A 17818-nucleotide genomic window follows, 5' to 3' on the forward strand; every position below is an offset into this window, starting at 1 on the left:
AGGTAAAAGAAAGTGATCTCTTATCAGAAATTTTCAGTATTTAAGGGATGGAAGACCGTTAAGAGATTTTTTTTGTGTAATGCATTGATATTTATAGTGAAAATTTCGTTACCTGTGAGTGATTGCTTAAATAATTCATAACTAATAAAGTCCCTATTAGGGTTTTGTCAGTTATATGACTGCCAAATTTTCTTGTAGCCTATTGAGACTCTTAATTTTAATGTCGCCTCACGCATCAAAACCGTCACGGCCGGTTAATATTAATGTGCAGATTCTGGCCATCATGATCTTCAACTTCGCCAACTATTTGACGATTGGTCTGCCGTTGGCCGTTCTACCGGGTTACGTTCACGACAGTCTGGGCTTTAGCGCCTTTTGGGCTGGGGTGGCTATCAGTATGCAATACTTCGCCACTCTGATCAGTCGACCCCATGCTGGCCGCTATGCCGATGTGCTCGGGCCAAAAAAGGTGGTACTGATTGGCCTCTTCGGCTGCCTGCTCAGCGGGGTATTCTACCTGGGTGCCGTTGCATTCGGCGCTTCACCGGCAATAAGCCTGGCACTGCTCTGTGTGGGCCGTCTGGTGCTCGGCGTCGGGCAAAGTTTTGCCGGAACCGGTTCAACGCTGTGGGGAATCGGCCGCGTCGGCTCCCTGCATATTGGCAAGGTGATTTCCTGGAGCGGAGTTGTCACCTATGGTGCGATGGCCATTGGCGCGCCGCTTGGGGTATGGATTGTGCATCTCGGCGGTCTTGCGTCGCTCTCACTTTGCATTATCGGTATTGCGCTGGCCGCACTGCTGCTGGCGATGACCAAGCCCGACGTTGCCAAGGGGACAAGCACGGTTATCCCTTTCCGTCAGGTTCTGGGAAAAGTTCTGCCTTATGGCCTGGTACTCGGATTGGCCTCGACGGGGTTTGGCGTAATAGCGACCTTTATTACGCTGTTCTATGCCGCCAAAGGCTGGAGCGGCGGCGCATTTGCCCTGACGTTGTTCAGCACCGCGTTTGTCGGCATGCGTTTGCTGTTTCCAAACAGCATCAACCGTTTTGGTGGCCAGCGCGTGGCAATGGTCTGCTTCTGCTTTGAAACGCTGGGGCTGTTGCTGGTGTGGTGCGCCGCCGCGCCTTTGATGGCGCTATTGGGTGCGATGCTGACAGGGGCTGGGTTCTCGCTGGTATTTCCAGCGTTGGGCGTGGTGGCGGTCAAGCGATTACCGCAGCAGAATCAGGGCAGTGCGCTGGCGACCTACACGGCATTTATGGATTTGTCGCTGGGGATAACCGGCCCGCTGGCGGGAATATTAATGACTCACGCGGGCGTGTCCTCTATCTATCTGGCGTCGGCCTTTGCGGTTTGCCTGAGTGCGGCGCTGGTGCTGAGACGGGTGAAAAAAGAAAAATCGTGGGTCACAGAGTAAATTTTGCCCTTCCCGCCGAGGCGGCGGAACGGGCATTATCAGGCTTTGACTCTTCCCATGTGATGGGCATCAACCAGCTTGCCGTTGCGCATCGCAAAGGCGGGTGAGGTGCCCTCCACCCCGAAACCAAACTTCTTGTATAGCGCAATGGCGGATGGATTATCGACAAACACCGTCAACTCGACGCGCGTAATGTTCAGCCAGTTGTCGCAGAGATCCAGGACTGCCGCCAGCAGCTGACTGCCCACGCCTTGCCCCTGAAATTCGGGATGTACGGCCATACCGAAACCGGCGACGTGGCGGCGACGCATTGACTGTTCAACGTGCAGGGTGATTTGCCCGATCACGCGCTCGCCAAAGCAGGCCACCAGTCGATAAGTGCCAGGTCGTTCTTCCGTCGTGCGTTTTTGCCATAGGCTTGTGGCCGGATGCGGGAGCTGGAGTGTGTCGCTATACACCTCTTCATGGCAAAAAAGCTGATGAAGCTGAAGAGAATCTTCAGGTTCTACATGACGAATTTCAATCTGACTCATAATGGCTCCCTGCATGGCTTGAATAATAACCTCTTAATTTATCTGCCTATATTTTATAGTCAATTTAAAAATTGATGAAAAAAAAAGCTTTACAAGTGCGAATGATAATGATTATTATTGCCATGCGTTCCGGGGATGGCTATTCACCATAGCCAAACGGGTCCCTGGGAGGCACGACATTGCTCACATTGCTTCCAGTATTTCTTAGCCAGCCGGGTGCTGGCTTTTTTTTTGCCTCCTGTTCCTCTCTCGCCGGTTTCCAACAAATCCTTTGTTTTTATCGCCCTAAACTTATTCAATTTTTTTGAGTAGAGGGGTTAAGTTTTTACGCTTTCTTATTGTGAGCCAGTAGCTAGACTAGAGAAAACATTGAGGAGAGTTGACTATGATCTACTTACGTAAAGCTCAGGATCGCGGCCACGCGACGCACGGCTGGCTGGATAGCTGGCACACATTCTCTTTCGCTGATTATTACGATCCCAATTTTATGGGCTTCTCCGCGCTGCGGGTTATCAATGAAGACGTGATCGATGCGGGACAGGGTTTTGGTACCCATCCGCATAAAGATATGGAAATCCTGACCTATGTTCTGTCCGGCACGGTCGAGCATAAAGACAGCATGGGAAATAAAGAGCAGATTCAGGCGGGTGAGTTTCAGATTATGAGCGCCGGGACCGGCGTGAAGCATTCTGAATACAACGGCAACGCCGATCGTCCGTTGCACCTTTATCAGATCTGGATTATTCCCGATACCAAAGGCCTGGAGCCGCGCTACGAGCAGCGCATGTTTGACGCGCCGCAGGGTCGCCAGCTGGTGCTGTCACCGGACGCGCGCGACGGCTCGCTGAAAGTCTTCCAGGACATGGAGCTTTCCCGCTGGGCCTTCAAGCAGGGTGAAGACGGCGAGTACGCCATAGCGGCAGATCGTCGTATCTGGATTCAGGTAGTGAAAGGCAGTCTGACGGTGAACGGTCAGGCGGTGAAAACCAGCGATGCATTAGCCATCTGGGACGAAACCGCGTTAAGCCTACACGCCGACGCAGACAGTGAAATCCTGCTGTTTGACCTGCCGCCGGTCTAAATCGGTCCCTTCCTTCACCTACGTGTGGGAAGGGATTGCTGTTTTTGTGCCAAATCCCGCCATTTTTTGCTAAAATTCACGCTTGTTCCCTTACTGCCAGTTCGTTGAAAATGAAGAAAAAAAGGCCAGTGCTTCAGGACGTCGCCGACAGGGTTGGTGTCACCAAAATGACGGTCAGCCGTTATTTGCGCAACCCCGAACAGGTTTCTCTGCTGCTGCAAGAGAAAATCGCCGCTGCGCTGGACGAATTGGGCTACATCCCGAACCGTGCCCCTGACATTCTTTCCAACGCCAAAAGCCGTGCCATTGGCGTGCTGCTGCCGTCCCTGACCAACCAGGTCTTTGCCGAAGTCCTGCGCGGTATTGAAAGCGTGACCGATATTCATGGCTATCAGACGATGCTTGCCCACTACGGCTACAGCGCCGAACGCGAAGAACAACGCCTGACCTCATTGCTTTCCTATAACATTGACGGGCTCATCCTCTCTGAGCGCAATCACTCGCCGCGCACGCTGAAGATGATTGAGGTGGCGGGTATTCCGGTGGTCGAGATGATGGACTGCATTTCGCCGTGCGTCGATTTAGCCGTGGGGTTTAACAACTTTGAAGCGGCACGCCAGATGACCCAGCAGATTATTGCCCACGGCCATCGTCACGTGGTGTATTTCGGTGCGCGTCAGGATGAGCGAACCTTAATCAAGCAGCGGGGATACGAGCAGGCAATGCGTGAGTCCGGGCTTCAGCCTTACAGTGTGATGACCAGTCGTTCATCAAGCTACACGGCCGGTGCCGAACTGCTTCGTCAGGCGCAGCTTGATTATCCGCAGATAGACAGTATTTTCTGCACCAACGATGACCTTGCGGCGGGTGCCTTTTTCGAATGCCAGCGGCAGGGGCTGCACATTCCATCACAGATGGCGATCGCCGGTTTCCACGGGCACAACATGGGTCAGGCGATGGAGCCGAAGCTGGCCAGCGTGCTGACACCACGTGAGCGCATGGGGCAAATCACCGCTGAGCGTCTGCTCGCGCGGCTGCGTGGCGAAGAGGTTGTTCCGACGATGGTTGACGTCGGTTTCACCATCTCGGCGGGCGGCAGTATTTAAACTGCCGCACTGCGGGGACGAACAGACCAGAAGGTCAACGCTTTACGCGGCAGGGGAGGTCAGGCTTCTACCTTCACCTTGGCGTTTTCCAGGGCCGTTACGCAGCGTTTCACCACACCTTCAATCTGATGATCAATGTTCACGCGTACGACGTCCGTTTCATCTTCGCCCGGTTCTTCGAGGGCCGCGAACTGGCTTTTCAGCATATCCGGCGAGAAGAAGTGACCGGCACGCGCTTTAAGACGCTGCAAAATGACCTCTTCGCTGCCCTTCAGATACAGGAAAATCATGCCGTCGTTGCCTTTACGCAGCGCATCGCGATAGCGACGTTTCAGCGCCGAACAGACGATGATGCCGGTTTCGTTCTTGTGCTTTAGGCTGTAAGCCGCATCGCTCAAGCGTTCGAGCCACGGGGCGCGATCGTCATCGTTTAGCGGCTGTCCGCTGGCCATTTTCTGAATATTGGCGCGGGGGTGAAGATCGTCACCGTCAATGAATTTTGCATTAATCGCTCTTGCTACGGCTGCGCCTACGGTTGTTTTACCGCTGCCAGACACACCCATCAAAATGATGCTTTGCCCTGCCATAAGTTTGATCTCCGTCCCATATTTAGAATTTACCCGAGCGGGTGATTCCTTATATTAGCATGTTACCGGTATCATGATACCGGTAACAAATGGAGGTGTGACTAATATCACAAAGGAACCATTATCAATTTTAGCGCTACCTGCAAAAACAGGCCTGAGCTGAATTCGCAAACTTACAAAAAAATATCACTCGTGCACTTTTATCTGCGCTGCATAAACCAGCCTGTCACAGAGGTTCTATAAGGTTTAGCAAACAGGAAAAGGCGGAAGGGGAAAGTTATGCCATTAGTCATTGTTGCAGTTGGCGTTGCCATACTGCTGTTGCTTATGATCCGATTCAAACTAAACGGTTTTATCGCATTGATTCTCGTCGCGCTGGCTGTCGGCGTGATGCAGGGAATGCCAGTAGACAAAGTCATTACCTCGATTAAAAATGGCGTGGGCGGCACGCTCGGCAGCCTGGCGTTAATCATGGGCTTTGGCGCAATGCTGGGAAAACTGCTGGCTGACTGCGGCGGTGCACAGCGTATTGCCACCACGCTTATCGATAAGTTTGGTGTGAAATATATTCAGTGGGCGCTGGTGGTGACCGGTTTCATCGTCGGCTTCGCGCTGTTCTACGAAGTGGGCTTTGTGCTGATGCTGCCGTTGGTGTTCTCCGTTGCGGCCTCTGCGCGTTTACCTCTGCTTTACGTTGGCGTACCGATGGCGGCTGCGCTGTCCGTGACGCACGGCTTCCTGCCTCCGCATCCAGGCCCAACCGCTATCGCGACCATTTTCCATGCTGACATGGGCAAGACGCTGCTGTATGGCGCGATTCTAGGCGTGCCGACCGTGATTTTGGCCGGTCCGGTCTATGCGCGTTTCCTGAAAGGCATTGATAAGCCGGTTCCTCAGGGCCTGTTCAACCCGAAAACCTTTACCGAAGAAGAGATGCCTGGTTTCGGCGTGAGCGTTGCGACCTCTCTGGTGCCGGTTATCCTGATGGCCTTCCGAGCCATTACCGAAATGATTGTGCCGAAAGGCCACCCGATTCTCTCCTACGCCGAGTTCTTTGGTGACCCGGTGATGGCGACGCTTATCGCCGTGCTGATTGCTATCTTCACCTTTGGTCTGAACCGTGGACGTAAAATGGATGAAGTGATGGGGACCATCACCGACTCAATCAAGATTATCGCCATGATGCTGTTGATCATCGGCGGTGGCGGCGCGTTCAAACAGGTACTGGTAGACAGCGGCGTTGATAAATATATCGCCGCTCTCATGCAGGGCAGCACGCTTTCTCCAATCCTGCTGGCCTGGACTATCGCGGCCGTGTTGCGTATCGCGCTGGGTTCGGCGACTGTGGCTGCCATCACCGCCGGCGGTATCGCGGCACCGCTTATCGCGACCACCGGTGCCAGCCCGGAGCTGATGGTTATCGCCGTCGGTTCAGGCAGTGTGATTTTCTCTCACGTCAACGACCCGGGTTTCTGGCTGTTTAAAGAGTATTTCAATCTGACCATTGGCGAGACCATGAAATCTTGGTCCGTTCTGGAAACCATTATTTCTGTCTGTGGTTTGGTCGGTTGCCTGGCGTTGTCTCACATCGTCTAATATATTCTGCCACGTTTCTCGACTCATCAGGTTCCTGCGCCGCACGGTGGCAGGAACCTGCTCGCCTGATTGCGTAAATAAATACTCAAGAAGAGTGAAAGCCGCCCAAAATTGTGGCTCAATACCGGCCAAATAATTTTTGCTGCCGGACACTCCCCCATGCCCTCAGTGTTGCACTTTATACTGGCTCTCGTAGTCATCTTCTTTATGGCGTTCATTTTCAGTAACGATCGCAAGAAAATTCGCCCGCGCGTGATCCTCCAGCTGGTGGTGATTGAAGCCTTGCTGGCGTGGTTCTTCCTGCATGCCAGCAGTGGTCTGGCGGTAGTGACTGCCGTTTCAGGATTCTTTGAAAACCTGCTGACCTATGCGGCCCAGGGTTCAGACTTTGTCTTTGGCGGAATGAGCAAGGCGGGTCTGGCTTTCATCTTCCTCGGTGTGCTGTGTCCGATTATCTTTATTTCAGCGTTAATCGGCATTATGCAGCACTTGCGCATTTTGCCGCTGCTGATCCGTATTGTCGGGACTTTGCTGTCGAAAGTGAACGGCATGGGAAAGCTAGAGTCTTTCAACGCGGTTAGCACGCTTATCCTCGGCCAGTCGGAAAACTTTATCGCCTATAAAGGGGTGCTGGCGGATATCTCCCCGCGTCGACTTTACTCGATGGCGGCTGCGGCGATGTCGACCGTGTCTTTGTCTATCGTGGGTGCCTATATGACGATGATTGAGCCAAAGTACGTGGTCGCGGCGCTGATTCTGAACATGTTCAGCACCTTTATTATCCTGTCGATTATTAACCCGACACCGCCGGGTGACGAGCCGGAAATCAAGCTCGACAAGCTGCATGAAGACCAGAGCTTCTTTGAAATGCTGGGCGAGTATATTCTGGCTGGCTTCAAGGTCGCGGTGATTATCATGGCGATGCTGATTGGTTTTATCGCCATCATTGCGGCCGTGAATGCGCTGTTTACCGCTATCTTTGGGATCAGCTTCCAGCAGATTCTGGGTTACGTGTTCTACCCGTTTGCGTGGTTGATTGGCATTCCGGGGCCTGATGCGCTGAAATCTGCCAGCATCATGGCGACCAAGCTGGTGACTAACGAGTTTGTGGCGATGATTGACCTGAAGAAGATTGCGGTGGAGCTTTCGCCGCGTGGATTGGGCATTCTGTCGGTGTTCCTGGTCTCGTTCGCCAACTTTGCGTCTATCGGCATCGTGGCCGGAGCGATTAAAGGCCTGAACGAAAATCAGGGCAACGTGGTATCGCGTTACGCGCTGAAGCTGGTGTATGGCTCAACCCTGGTCAGTCTGCTTTCTGCGGCATTCGCCGGTCTGGTGCTTTAAGCTTCCAGATTTTAAAAAAAGAACCCGGCCTGTTGCCGGGTTTTTTTATCAAAAATCCACGCACGCCGGGTTATCGACCTGCATAACCGAGTCCTGCTTGAAGCGTTGTTTATAGATATCGCGTATCTCGCTGATTTTTTTCTGCTCCTGCGGGTCGGCAGCATGAATCAGCATCAACGCCTTGCTGTTTTCCTTGATGACAACGCCTTCACTTCTCAGCCATTGCCCTTTCGCGTCAAACACACTCAGGCCGTCTTTAAAGCGCGGTGTCACATCTTTATCCACAAAGGACTGCCACTGGGCGGCGCTCACTGGCGCAGCGTTGTGGCGGCTCAGCCCGAAGTACAGCGTGGTCTGAGTCATCAGGTTACCGGTTTTGCAGACAATCGGCGGCGCTGGCTGCGGGGTCGGCGCCTCTACCGCCTTCGGCGGGAAGGGAGCCTGAGGCGCAGGGTGCGTGGCTGCACATCCGGTAAGCGTCAGCGCCACTAGCGCGGCAAGCAGAGCGGGGGTCTTCATTGCTGATTCCTTGTGGTTTGCTATCAATCATGGGTGGCGCAATGCCTTCGCGCCTGATGCGGAAAATCTGTCCGCCGTCGTCATCATAGGGTCTGACGACGTTATTTCGCAATCACTCAAGGTTCTGAAAACGCCCCCGCTGTCAGTCCGTTACCCTTGATACTGCAGATAAGCGACGTGGGTTTGCAGATATTCCTCCAGCCCGTGACGTCCATCCGCTCCACCGATCCCCGACTTGCGCCAGCCCGCATGGAAGCCCTGCATCGCCTCGAAGTTCTCGCGGTTCACGTAGGTTTCACCAAACTTGAGTTTCTTCAGCGCGGTCATCGCGGTGTTGATGTTCTGGGTATAAATCGCCGAGGTCAGGCCATATTCGCTGTCGTTGGCCAACGCGATAACCTCGTCCAGCGTCTTGAAGGTGGTGACCGGCAGTACCGGGCCAAAAATCTCGTGCTGCATGATGTCCATCTTCTGAGTGACGTTGGTGAGGATGGTCGGCTGGAAGAAGAAACCCTTGTCGCCCGCGCGCTTACCGCCAAGCAGCACTTTCGCGCCCTGTTGCACCGCGGCTGCGACCTTTTCTTCCACGCGTTTCAAGGCATCGGCACTGATCAGTGGGCCCATATCGAGGTCGCTGTTATCCGCGGTATCGCCAAATTTGACTTGCTCAAACGCCTTGCTCAGTCGGGTCATGAATTCGTCATAAACGCCTTCCTGCACGTAAAGACGTTCTGCGCAGTTACAGACTTGCCCAGTATTGATCACGCGTGAGCTGACGATGGCCTTGACCGCCAAATCCAGGTCGGCGTCGTTCATCACGATGGCCGGAGCCTTGCCGCCGAGTTCTAGCGAAACTTTGGTCACGTTCTGCGCGGCGGCAATCATGGTCTGAATACCGGCGTTGACGCTGCCGGTCAGGCTGACCATGCCGACTTTTGGGTTGGCGGCCAGCTCATGCCCGACCACGGGACCATAGCCCGTCACCAGATTGAAGACGCCTTTCGGCAGGCCAATCTCGTCAACGATTTCGGCGAAGATAATCGCGTTATTCGGCGTCAGTTCACTGGGCTTGATGACGATGGTATTGCCGGTCAAAAGTGCGGGTGCCGCCTTGCGTGCAATCAGGAAGAACGGGAAGTTCCACGGCAGAATACCCGTGGTGACGCCGATAGCCTTTTTGAACACCAGAATATTTTCATTCGGACGATCGCTCTGCACGATTTCGCCCTCATAGCGACGCGCCCATTCTGCCACGTAGTCGAGATAGTCGGCGGTAAACAGCACCTCGGTCTGCGCTAGCCCGCGCGTCTTGCCGCCCTCCGCGATAATGGTGTTGGTCAGCTCGGCTTCGCGCTTACGAATGCCAGCGGCAATTTTATGCAGCCAAACCCCGCGTTCAACCGCTGGTAGAGCCTCCCAACCGTCCTGCGCGGCCTGCGCCGCATCGATGGCGCGTTTGGCATCGGCCGTGGTGCCTTCAGGAACCTGCGAGATAACCTGCTCGGTCGCCGGGTTGATGACGTCTATCCATTTATCACTTTGGTTTTCAACAAACTGTCCGTCGATATACATGCGTTGTTGAACAATGGTCATTTGCAGATTCTCCGTTATCGCTGGGATCGAGTGATGTGTCACATAAGTTTGTTAATGAAACTTATTTGTTAATTAAGTGGGTTAAAATTGTTTCATTATTCAAGCGTGACGCAGTTTTCCCGGCATCACCTTTTCGCCATTGCCACAGAAACGGGCAGGTTGGCAAAAATGAGCGTACTGGCCGGATCCACCCGGCAAATTTGCAATTAAGCCAGTGATAGCAGGGTTGGTGGGTGATTTAGGCAAAAAGGGCCGATTAAGGGCAGAAAAGAAATTTGTGATCGCGGTCGGTGAAATCTCCTCGATTTAGCCAGAAAAACCGCTGGGTGGGCAACCATACAGAGGTTGTTTGCGGTGACAACTCCTTAGACTCCTTCGTATGCAGGAAGCCGCTTATTTCCTGTTCGCCTCAACTCTACGAAGGAATTAATAAAAATGAATAACGCAATCCTGTTAGGCATCATGTGGCACTTTATCGGCGCCACCAGTGCGGCTTGTTTCTATGCCCCATTTAAGAAAGTGCGTCACTGGTCGTGGGAAACCATGTGGTCGGTCGGTGGTGTGATGTCATGGCTTATCCTGCCGTGGGTCGTCAGTGCCATTCTGCTGCCGAACTTCTGGAGCTACTACGGCTCGTTTAGTTTCTCTACGCTGTTGCCGGTGTTTTTGTTCGGGGCAATGTGGGGCGTCGGTAACATTAATTACGGTTTGACCATGCGCTATCTCGGCATGTCGATGGGAATTGGTATCGCCATCGGCGTCACGCTGGTGGTCGGTACGCTGATGACCCCGCTGCTGCAAGGCCGCTTCGTCGAACTGTTCAGCTCTGAGGGGGGACGACTGACGCTGCTCGGCGTGCTGGTCGCCGTGGTAGGTGTCGCGATTGTCTCTCGTGCCGGTTTGTTGAAAGAGCGGGCGATGGGCGTCACGGCGCAGGAATTTAACCTGAAGAAAGGCCTGCTGCTGGCGGTGATGTGCGGGATTTTCTCTGCCGGCATGTCTTTTGCGATGGACGCGGCAAAACCGATGCATGAGGCCGCCGCGGCGTTGGGCATTAATCCGCTGTACGTCGCGTTGCCAAGCTATGTGGTGATTATGGGCGGCGGTGCCATCGTCAATCTGGCCTACTGTTTCATCCGTCTGGCGACCAAGAAAGAGCTGTCGGTGAAAGCGGACTTCTCGGTTGCGAAACCGCTGCTGGTGGCAAACGTGCTGTTTGCCCTGCTCGGTGGCACCATGTGGTATCTGCAGTTCTTCTTCTACGCCTGGGGCCACGCACAAATTCCTGCGCAGTACGATTTCATCAGCTGGATGTTGCACATGAGCTTCTACGTGCTGTGCGGCGGGTTGGTCGGACTTATCATGAAAGAGTGGAAAAATGTGGGTCAGCGTCCGGTCGGCGTGCTGAGCATTGGCTGTTTGGTTATCGTGATGGCAGCGAATATTGTCGGTCTTGGAATGGCGTCCTAAACTGCTGACGCCAGGCGCTGGGGGTCATGCCGGTCTCCCGCGTAAACACCACCGAGAAATAATTACTGTCGTCAAAGCCGCAGCGGGCGGCGACCTCACCAATCAGGCGATCGCTGCTGCGAAGCAGATGTTTCGCCTGACACAGCTGAAGCTGACGAAGATAGTGTCCAATGCTCATGCCGGTTTGCTGACGAAAAAGCTGCTTCAATCCGCGTTCGGCCAGTTGATGTTGATGACAAAATGTCGTCAGGCAAAAAGGGGTGCCTACGTCGACCTGAATCGCCGACATCAGCAGATCCAGCTGTTCTCCCTCCGGCAGGGCGTAGGCCCTGTCAGCGGCGTAACGATGGCGTCGCAGCACCAGCGCCAGCTGTAAAAAAAGCGCCTCGGTTAACTGCAACGACAGCACGTCGGTCTTTCTGCTTTCCTGCACCAGCTGCAAAATCACCCCTCTCGCCAGCGCCATACCGCGCGTCGTCAGTCGCCAATGGGTCGGGCTGTCCTCCTCATCACGCGGCAACATTTCTGACCAGTCCAGCCCGAGTTTGAAACGTTCTGGGCAGTAAATAATATTGTCGAGTACCAGACAGTTAACCGCATCGTAGCTGTGACAGTCGGTGTCGCGAATATAAAAAATATCCCCGCACGTGACCAGCCATGGCCTGTCGTTGAGCACATGCAGCCCGTTACCGCGCCAGACAATCACAATCTCGCAAAACTCGTGCGTGTGCGCGGGAAACGAGGGCTGAGGCGCCCGATCGGCGACCGCCACCGGCATCAGGTCTGAGGGGATATAGTCGGCTTTGGGCAGGCGAAGTGTCATAGGGCCTCTGAGTTAATTCATATGCTGGCGAACGTTGCGCGGGGCATAACCAAATTCGCGCTTAAAAAGCGTCGAAAAGTGGTTACTGTCGCCGAAACCGCAGTGAAATGCGATATCGGTGACGCGCATATCGCTATGGCGCAGCAGGTGTCTTGACTGTAGGAGTCTGAGGCGATTCAGGTAGCGCTGTGGCGTGCTGCCGGTTTGCTGCTTTAGCTGACGATGCAGCGTACGCAGCGACAGCGAGAATTGGTTTGCCAGTTCGTCCCAGTCAATCTCCTCGCTGTAGTGTTCGTTTAGCCAGTCTAGCAGGTGGCGCAGTCGGCTCTCCTGACCGTTGTCCTCCTGCGTGTTGCGGCCCTGGCGTAGCAGCACCAGCAGCTGCATAAAGCGTAGCTCCTGCTCGGCCTGCTGCTCGAGTGAAAACTGCGTCGCGCTGCGCGGCAGTTGATCAATCAGCGCTTTGGCCTGCGCCATTACCTTGTTATTGATGCGCCAGAGGGCAGCATAGTTGCCGTCTTTTTCCTGTGGCAGCAGATCGCGCAGGCCGGAGAGAAAACGGAATGCGTCGGGGCCACGATAGAGCACGTTAGTCAGATGCAGATTGTCGGTTTGTTCATACAGATGACGGTCGTGATCGCGAATAAAGCACACGCAGCCTCCGCACAGCGTCTGTGGCTGGCCGTTGAGCACGTGAATACCGCTGCCTTGTTCTACCAGAACAATTTCATGAAAATCATGATGATGCTCGGGAAAGGCGCCCTGCGGCGCGCGGGGCTCAACGGCAATGGAGAAACCACCGGCGGGGAAAAAATCAACGCTGTGTAACACGGTCATTTTTAACACCTCATTAATAAATTCTTAACCGATGGTAGTAATCCCGCCACAACTTTACCTTGAATTTTTGACCGCGAAATCCTTTTGGGGGACGGATTTTTTAAGAATGACCCAAAATTGATTCAGAAATGCGGCAGCGGTCACAGCTTGCAGGGCAAACGGCAAAAGAAAAAAGTGTGAGCTGGTTCAAGCTCATCTTTGCGCAATTGCCAGCAAGCGTTTGGCGCTGGCAGTAACGAAAAGGCGGCGAATTTCAGTGATTTTAGACTGTAGGCATTGAATCAGCAGGGACTGAAATCCAATGACCATTCGTCATATTGTCGCTATCGACCTCGGTGCTTCCAGCGGCCGCATTATGCTGGCCCGTTCCGACCTCCAACAGGGCACGCTGACCCTGCGGGAAGTCAGCCGTTTCTCCAATCATCTGGTGCAAATCGATGAACATGAATGCTGGGATGTTGACGCGCTGGAGCAGGCCATTAGCGCCGGTTTACAGCAGCTGGACGATGAAGGTATTGCGTTGGACAGCCTCGGCATTGATACCTGGGGCGTCGATTTTGTGCTGCTGGATGCCAACGGCCAACGTCTGGCACCCGCTGTCTCTTATCGCGATAAGCGCACTCACGGTGTGATGGCGAAGGCGCAGCGTGAGCTGACCTGCGAGGCGATTTATAAACAGACCGGCATTCAGTTCCTGCCGTTTAACAGCCTTTACCAAATGCGGGCGCTGACGCAGGCCCAGCCGGAGCTAATCGAGCGCATCGCTCACGTGCTGCAAATCCCCGATTATCTGCACTATCGCCTCACCGGCGCGCTGTGCTGGGAATACACCAACGCGACCACGACGCAGATGCTAAATATCGAGAGCGGCGAGTGGGACAGCAAGCTGCTGCACTGGGCAGGCGCCAAGGCCGCGTGGTTTGGCCGTCCTTCCCAGCCCGGCCACACAGTAGGCGAATGGAAAAGCCCGCGCGGCAAGGGTGTTCCGGTTATCGCCGTCGCAACGCACGACACTGCCAGCGCCGTGCTGGGTACGCCGCTTGCCCACGCCGATGCCGCCTATCTCAGCTCGGGCACCTGGTCGCTTATGGGCTTCGAAAGTCAGACGCCCTACAACAGCCGCGCCGCGTTGGAGGCCAATATCACTAACGAAGGCGGCGTTGAAGGGCGTTATCGGGTGCTGAAAAATATTATGGGGCTTTGGCTGCTACAGCGCGTCTGCGAGGAGCTGCACATCGATGACCTGTGCGCGCTGATTGACGATGCGGCGCGTCAGACCGCCTGCCGGTGGCTTATCAATCCCAACGACGATCGTTTTATCAACCCAGCCAGCATGGTGCGTGAGATTCAGGACGCCTGCGTCGAAAACGCCATGCCGCAGCCACACAGCCCCGCCGAACTTGCGCGCTGTATTTTCGACAGCCTGGCGCTGCTGTACCGCCAGGTGTTCGAAGAACTGGGCAACGTGCGCGGTAAACCCTTCACGCAGCTACATATTGTCGGGGGGGGCTGTCAGAACCATTTCCTCAACCAGCTGTGCGCCAATGCCTGCAATGTGCCGGTCATTGCCGGACCGATTGAGGCGTCGACGCTCGGCAACATCGGCTGTCAGCTGATTGCGCTGGGTGACATCAAAGACGTCGGCGCGTTTCGCCAGCGGGTGGCAGAACATTTCCCGTTACATCGCATTGAACCTCATTCCAATAGCGCAATCGCGGCCAGCTGGCCACGTTTTCAGGCGCTGAGCCAACCTAATAAGGAATTTTGCTTATGACCAAGCTTATCGATCAGGCGTTTGACCTTGCGAAACAGCGTTTTGCCGCCGTGGGCGTAGACGTTGAGGCCGCACTGGCCAAACTCGATCAACTGCCTGTCTCCATGCACTGCTGGCAGGGCGATGATGTGCGCGGCTTTGAAAACCCTCAGGGCGCGTTGACCGGCGGTATTCAGGCAACCGGCAACTACCCGGGCCGTGCGACCACTGCCGTGGAGCTGCGCGCCGACTTGGATAAAGCCCTCTCGCTGATCCCGGGTCCAAAACGCCTGAATCTGCACGCGATTTATCTTGAAAGCGACAGCCCGGTCGAGCGTAACGAGATTGAACCCAAGCATTTCAGCAACTGGGTCGACTGGGCCAAAAAGAATCGCCTTGGCCTGGACTTCAACCCAACCTGCTTCTCGCATCCACTGAGCGCCGACGGCTTTACGCTCTCTAGCGCAAATCCTGAGACCCGCCAGTTCTGGATTGAACACTGTCAGGCAAGCCGCAAGGTGTCTGCGTCATTCGGCGAGCAGCTTGGCACACCGTCGGTGATGAATATTTGGGTGCCAGATGGCATGAAAGACCTGACCGTCGACCGCTTCGGGCCGCGCCAGCGTCTGATGACCGCACTGGATGAAATCATCAGCGAGAAGCTGAATCCGCAGCACCACATTGACGCGGTCGAGAGCAAGCTGTTCGGCATTGGCGCAGAGAGCTATACCGTGGGATCCAACGAATTTTTCCTCGGCTATGCCACCAGTCGCCAAACCGCACTGACGCTGGATGCCGGTCACTTCCATCCGACCGAAGTGATTTCCGACAAAATTTCGACCGCCATGCTGTACGTGCCGCGCCTGCTGCTGCACGTAAGCCGCCCTGTGCGCTGGGACAGTGACCACGTGGTCATTCTCGACGATGAAACGCAGGCCATCGCCAACGAAATCGTGCGCAACGATCTCTTCGACAAAGTCCACATCGGCCTCGACTTCTTCGACGCCTCCATCAACCGTATCGCCGCCTGGGTTATCGGCACCCGCAACGCCAAGAAAGCGCTGCTGCGTGCCCTGCTGGAGCCACTCGATCAGCTGCGCAAGGCCGAAAATGAGGGCGACTATACGCTGCGTCTGGCGCTGCTCGAGGAGCAGAAATCGCTGCCGTGGCAGGCAGTGTGGGAAACCTACTGCCTGCGCAATGACGTGCCCGCCGATGCCGGTTGGATTACCGACGTGCGCCGTTATGAACAACAAATACTCAGTCAACGTTAAGGATTTATCATGCAAAGCATTCTTTCCTCTTGGTTTGTGCAGGGAATGGTGAAGGCAACTAGCGACATGTGGCTGAAGGGCTGGGACGAGCGCAACGGCGGCAACATCAGCCTGCGCCTGCTGGAGGACGAGGTCGCGCCATTCAAGTCCGATTTTGTGGCCGCACCGCGCCATATCGAGCTAAGCCAACCCGCGCCACTGTTGGCTAACTACTGGTTCCTGGTGACCGGCTCCGGAAAATTTTTCCGCAATGTGCAGCTTGACCCCGCAGACAGCCTGGTGCTGCTTCAGGTCAGCGAAGACGGCAAGTCTTATAAAATCCATTGGGGACTGGTGAACGGCGGTGTGCCAACCTCCGAGCTGGCGTCGCATTTCCAGTCGCACAGCGTGCGTAAACAGCTGACCAACGGCACCGACCGCGTGATCATGCACTGTCACGCGACGAACTTTATGGCGCTGAGCTACGTGCTGGAGCTGGACGCGGCGAGCTTTACGCGCCAGCTTTGGGAAGGCAGCACCGAGTGTCTGGTCGTGTTCCCGGACGGCGTGGGGATTGTGCCGTGGATGGTGCCTGGCACCGACGGCATTGGCGAGAAGACCGCCGAGCAGATGAAGTCGCACAGCATTGTGCTGTGGCCGTTCCACGGTATTTTCGGCGCAGGCCCGACGCTGGACGAGACCTTTGGATTGATCGACACTGCCGAAAAATCTTCGGAAGTGCTGGTGAAGGTTATCTCGATGGGCGGCATGAAGCAGACGATTACCACGCAGGAGCTCATCGCCCTCGGCAAGCGTTTCGGCGTTAATCCGTGGCAGGAGGCATTGCATTTGGACAAACGCAATGTTGCGTAAAGCCTTCGTGATGCAGGTATATCCTGACGCTCACGCCGAATATCAGCGCCGACACTCGCCGATTTGGCCTGAACTGGAGCAGACGCTCAAGGCGCATGGCGCCCACCATTACAGTATTTTTTTGGACGCGGAACGTAATTTGCTGTTCGCGGTGGTGGAAATTGAGTCGCAGGCGCGGTGGGACGCGGTGGCCAGCACCGAGGTGTGTCAACGTTGGTGGCAGTCGATGTGCGAGCTGATGCCGTCGAATGCGGACAACAGCCCGGTGAGTCAGGAGCTTAAGTCGGTATTTTATTTAGCCTAATGTACGGTGCTCCCTGCGGAGCACCGTTCTAAATCTTCAAATAGGCCCGCACGCCGTCCAGGAACATCTGCGTCGAGAGCATGACCAGCACTAATCCCATCAGGCGTTCAAGCGCGCTGACCCCTCTGTCGCCCAACAGGCGCAGGAACAGGTTGGACAGCAGCAGAATACCCATCGAGATACCCCAGGCGATGAACAGCGCCAGCGTGAGGTGGCCAATCTGGTTAGGATACTGGTGTGAAAGCAGCATCAGCGTTGCCAGAATGGAAGGGCCCGCAACCAGCGGAATAGCTAGCGGCACTAAAAACGGCTCTTCGCCCGCGGGAAGCCCACTGCTGTTATTTTCATGCGACGGGAAAATCATCTTGATAGCGATTAAGAACAGGATAATACCGCCGGAAATCGAGACGGTTTCGGTACGCAGATTCAGGAACGAAAGGATCTTCTCGCCCGCGTAAAGGAAAATTAGCATCAGGATCAAGGCGATCAACATTTCTCGGATCAACACCACGCGGCGTCGTTTGGGATCCAGATGCTTGAGTACGGACATGAAAATCGGCAGGTTGCCCAGCGGATCCATAATCAGAAACAACAAAACCGTAGCCGAAATCATTTCAGTCATAACCGCAAATCCCTCAGGTTTTATTTATATATAAGCAGCGCTGCTAACAAAGCGCCTGGTATCGATTAAATTCACTTGCCACTTAGCGTACATTTTGTAAGGTA

17 protein-coding genes are annotated in these 17818 nt (G+C 54.8%); 10 read left to right on the forward strand and 7 right to left on the reverse strand.

The genetic code is table 11. The annotated features are described in order from the left end of the window. Positions 1 to 220: 220 nt before the first annotated feature. Positions 221 to 1420, forward strand: a complete 1200-nt coding sequence (locus BS640_RS10995; RefSeq protein WP_017493784.1) for an MFS transporter — start codon at positions 221 to 223, stop codon at positions 1418 to 1420. Positions 1421 to 1458: 38 nt separating this feature from the next. On the opposite strand, the gene BS640_RS11000 is transcribed toward BS640_RS10995, so the two are convergent. Continuing rightward, positions 1459 to 1953 carry a GNAT family N-acetyltransferase gene (locus BS640_RS11000; RefSeq protein ID WP_017493783.1) on the reverse strand — a complete coding sequence of 165 codons (495 nt, stop codon included), beginning with the start codon at positions 1951 to 1953 and terminating at the stop codon, positions 1459 to 1461. Positions 1954 to 2338: 385 nt separating this feature from the next. Here BS640_RS11000 and BS640_RS11005 point away from each other — a divergent pair, with 385 nt between their 5' ends. Both BS640_RS11005 and gntR read left to right on the forward strand, forming a co-directional pair. Beyond that, positions 2339 to 3034, forward strand: coding sequence for a pirin family protein (locus BS640_RS11005; protein ID WP_084912569.1), 696 nt, complete (start codon positions 2339 to 2341; stop codon positions 3032 to 3034). Between the two features lie 110 nt (positions 3035 to 3144). Further along, positions 3145 to 4140 (forward strand): gluconate operon transcriptional repressor GntR, encoded by a 996-nt coding sequence (gene gntR / locus BS640_RS11010; RefSeq protein ID WP_026110784.1) that lies wholly within the window; start codon positions 3145 to 3147, stop codon positions 4138 to 4140. 59 nt (positions 4141 to 4199) lie between these two features. Here gntR and BS640_RS11015 read toward each other — a convergent pair whose 3' ends face one another. Beyond that, positions 4200 to 4727, reverse strand: coding sequence for a gluconokinase (locus tag BS640_RS11015; protein WP_017493780.1), 528 nt, complete (start codon positions 4725 to 4727; stop codon positions 4200 to 4202). Between the two features lie 279 nt (positions 4728 to 5006). Between BS640_RS11015 and gntT the strand changes: the two genes are divergently transcribed. Together gntT and BS640_RS11025 are read left to right on the forward strand one after the other, a co-directional pair. Beyond that, on the forward strand, positions 5007 to 6323 hold the full coding sequence (gene gntT, locus BS640_RS11020; RefSeq protein WP_017493779.1) for a gluconate transporter: 1317 nt from the start codon (positions 5007 to 5009) through the stop codon (positions 6321 to 6323). Between the two features lie 159 nt (positions 6324 to 6482). Continuing rightward, positions 6483 to 7667, forward strand: a complete 1185-nt coding sequence (locus BS640_RS11025) for a NupC/NupG family nucleoside CNT transporter (RefSeq protein WP_084912570.1) — start codon at positions 6483 to 6485, stop codon at positions 7665 to 7667. 48 nt (positions 7668 to 7715) lie between these two features. Here the strand turns inward: BS640_RS11025 and BS640_RS11030 are convergent, their stop codons facing one another. Next, positions 7716 to 8186: a DUF3574 domain-containing protein gene (locus tag BS640_RS11030; protein WP_017493777.1), complete on the reverse strand. Its 471-nt coding sequence runs from the start codon at positions 8184 to 8186 to the stop codon at positions 7716 to 7718. A 150-nt stretch (positions 8187 to 8336) separates the two neighbouring features. After that, positions 8337 to 9779, reverse strand: a complete 1443-nt coding sequence (gene aldA, locus BS640_RS11035; RefSeq protein ID WP_084912571.1) for an aldehyde dehydrogenase — start codon at positions 9777 to 9779, stop codon at positions 8337 to 8339. Positions 9780 to 10214: 435 nt separating this feature from the next. Here aldA and rhaT point away from each other — a divergent pair, with 435 nt between their 5' ends. Next, the gene (gene rhaT, locus BS640_RS11040) at positions 10215 to 11249 is read left to right on the forward strand and encodes an L-rhamnose/proton symporter RhaT (RefSeq protein WP_084912572.1); all 1035 of its coding nucleotides are present in this window, start codon (positions 10215 to 10217) and stop codon (positions 11247 to 11249) included. Here rhaT and rhaR read toward each other — a convergent pair. Both rhaR and rhaS read right to left on the reverse strand, forming a co-directional pair. Beyond that, positions 11203 to 12072, reverse strand: a complete 870-nt coding sequence (rhaR, locus tag BS640_RS11045; protein ID WP_017493774.1) for an HTH-type transcriptional activator RhaR — start codon at positions 12070 to 12072, stop codon at positions 11203 to 11205. The genes rhaT and rhaR overlap by 47 nt on opposite strands. Positions 12073 to 12084: 12 nt before the next feature. Then, the gene (gene rhaS, locus BS640_RS11050; RefSeq protein WP_017493773.1) at positions 12085 to 12909 is read right to left on the reverse strand and encodes an HTH-type transcriptional activator RhaS; all 825 of its coding nucleotides are present in this window, start codon (positions 12907 to 12909) and stop codon (positions 12085 to 12087) included. 316 nt (positions 12910 to 13225) lie between these two features. Between rhaS and rhaB the strand changes: the two genes are divergently transcribed. From rhaB to rhaM, 4 genes are read left to right on the forward strand one after another with little or no spacing between them, the layout of a single operon-like run. Continuing rightward, positions 13226 to 14683, forward strand: coding sequence for a rhamnulokinase (rhaB, locus tag BS640_RS11055; protein WP_193791218.1), 1458 nt, complete (start codon positions 13226 to 13228; stop codon positions 14681 to 14683). Next, positions 14680 to 15936, forward strand: coding sequence for an L-rhamnose isomerase (locus tag BS640_RS11060; RefSeq protein ID WP_084912574.1), 1257 nt, complete (start codon positions 14680 to 14682; stop codon positions 15934 to 15936). The genes rhaB and BS640_RS11060 overlap by 4 nt, the downstream gene beginning before the upstream one ends. Before the next feature lie 9 nt (positions 15937 to 15945). Beyond that, positions 15946 to 16788 carry a rhamnulose-1-phosphate aldolase gene (rhaD, locus tag BS640_RS11065; protein WP_084912575.1) on the forward strand — a complete coding sequence of 281 codons (843 nt, stop codon included), beginning with the start codon at positions 15946 to 15948 and terminating at the stop codon, positions 16786 to 16788. Next, complete coding sequence (gene rhaM / locus BS640_RS11070) at positions 16778 to 17092, forward strand: L-rhamnose mutarotase (protein WP_017494399.1); 315 nt, start codon at positions 16778 to 16780, stop codon at positions 17090 to 17092. Before rhaD ends, rhaM begins: the two co-directional genes overlap by 11 nt. 28 nt (positions 17093 to 17120) lie before the next feature. Here rhaM and BS640_RS11075 read toward each other — a convergent pair whose 3' ends face one another. Next, positions 17121 to 17714 (reverse strand): YhgN family NAAT transporter, encoded by a 594-nt coding sequence (locus BS640_RS11075; protein ID WP_084912576.1) that lies wholly within the window; start codon positions 17712 to 17714, stop codon positions 17121 to 17123. Positions 17715 to 17818 lie beyond the last annotated feature (104 nt).

The sequence above is a fragment of the Rouxiella badensis genome, from assembly GCF_002093665.1.
GTDB classification, from domain to species: Bacteria; Pseudomonadota; Gammaproteobacteria; order Enterobacterales; family Enterobacteriaceae; genus Rouxiella; species Rouxiella badensis.

Coding starts and splice junctions, on each gene's coding strand:
- BS640_RS10995 (WP_017493784.1), top strand. CDS start 221: ATGTCGCCTCACGCATCAAAACCGTCACGGCCGGTTAATATTAATGTG.
- rhaM (WP_017494399.1), top strand. CDS start 16,778: ATGTTGCGTAAAGCCTTCGTGATGCAGGTATATCCTGACGCTCACGCC.
- rhaT (WP_084912572.1), top strand. CDS start 10,215: ATGAATAACGCAATCCTGTTAGGCATCATGTGGCACTTTATCGGCGCC.
- gntR (WP_026110784.1), top strand. CDS start 3,145: ATGAAGAAAAAAAGGCCAGTGCTTCAGGACGTCGCCGACAGGGTTGGT.
- BS640_RS11060 (WP_084912574.1), top strand. CDS start 14,680: ATGACCAAGCTTATCGATCAGGCGTTTGACCTTGCGAAACAGCGTTTT.
- BS640_RS11000 (WP_017493783.1), bottom strand. CDS start 1,953: ATGAGTCAGATTGAAATTCGTCATGTAGAACCTGAAGATTCTCTTCAG.
- BS640_RS11030 (WP_017493777.1), bottom strand. CDS start 8,186: ATGAAGACCCCCGCTCTGCTTGCCGCGCTAGTGGCGCTGACGCTTACC.
- aldA (WP_084912571.1), bottom strand. CDS start 9,779: ATGACCATTGTTCAACAACGCATGTATATCGACGGACAGTTTGTTGAA.
- rhaS (WP_017493773.1), bottom strand. CDS start 12,909: ATGACCGTGTTACACAGCGTTGATTTTTTCCCCGCCGGTGGTTTCTCC.
- rhaD (WP_084912575.1), top strand. CDS start 15,946: ATGCAAAGCATTCTTTCCTCTTGGTTTGTGCAGGGAATGGTGAAGGCA.
- BS640_RS11005 (WP_084912569.1), top strand. CDS start 2,339: ATGATCTACTTACGTAAAGCTCAGGATCGCGGCCACGCGACGCACGGC.
- rhaR (WP_017493774.1), bottom strand. CDS start 12,072: ATGACACTTCGCCTGCCCAAAGCCGACTATATCCCCTCAGACCTGATG.
- BS640_RS11075 (WP_084912576.1), bottom strand. CDS start 17,714: ATGACTGAAATGATTTCGGCTACGGTTTTGTTGTTTCTGATTATGGAT.
- gntT (WP_017493779.1), top strand. CDS start 5,007: ATGCCATTAGTCATTGTTGCAGTTGGCGTTGCCATACTGCTGTTGCTT.
- BS640_RS11025 (WP_084912570.1), top strand. CDS start 6,483: ATGCCCTCAGTGTTGCACTTTATACTGGCTCTCGTAGTCATCTTCTTT.
- BS640_RS11015 (WP_017493780.1), bottom strand. CDS start 4,727: ATGGCAGGGCAAAGCATCATTTTGATGGGTGTGTCTGGCAGCGGTAAA.